Origin of the sequence: Burkholderia sp. BCC1638, from assembly GCF_902833195.1 — a bacterium.
GTDB lineage: Bacteria > Pseudomonadota > Gammaproteobacteria > Burkholderiales > Burkholderiaceae > Burkholderia > Burkholderia diffusa.
In genome coordinates, this window is the sequence record NZ_CADFEC010000093.1 from 1 (window position 1) to 681 (window position 681).

General features: G+C 58.6%; 1 protein-coding gene. It reads left to right on the top strand.

Going from position 1 to position 681, the window contains the following annotated elements; genetic code table 11:
* Positions 1–234 (top strand): Lrp/AsnC family transcriptional regulator (locus HWX22_RS31330; RefSeq protein WP_175916998.1); only part of this gene is annotated, 234 nt, incomplete at its 5' end.
* Positions 235–681 lie beyond the last annotated feature (447 nt).

A 681-nucleotide genomic window follows, 5' to 3' on the forward strand; every position in this document is an offset into this window, starting at 1 on the left:
GCCTGGCTCAGGCGTTTCTGCGAGGTGGTCGCCGGCATCCCCGAGGTCATCGAGGTGTACCGCATGAGCGGCCATATCGACTATCTGCTGAAGGTGGTCGTTCCGCACATCGCCGCGTACGACGGCGTCTACAAGCGCCTGATCAGCGAGCTGGAGATCTTCGACGTGAGCTCGAGTTTCTCGATGGAGACCATCAAGCATACGACGAGGCTGCCGCTCGATTACGTTTGTTGATTTCCTGGTCTGCGGAATTCGCACGCGGATGGAATTTTCAAGGGCGGGGCGTTCGGCGGGAATAAAAAACCGCAAATGGCGCGAAAGACGAATTCTTTCAAAAAAGCATTCCGAGCAGGATCGCTAGACTTTTTCGTGTGGGTGAGGGGCAGGCAAGCCTGCTGTAGCCAGCGGCCTCGAGCGAAGCCGGGAGTGAAGGGGCGCAAGGGCATGCCGTTGCGGTCCGCCGCTTCTCGACCTTCGTTCATGTGGGACAAGACAGGCGTTTTGCCGAAATACAACCGACTAGGGGATGGGTGTCATCGTGGGGATCAAGTTGAACGGCAAGGGTATGGCTCGCAATGTTGCGGCAATGGCGATCGCGATGGCGGTTGCCCAGACTTTCATGGTGTCCGCGGCCGATGCGCAACAAGCGGCGCAGCACACCTATCATCTACCGAGCGGTCC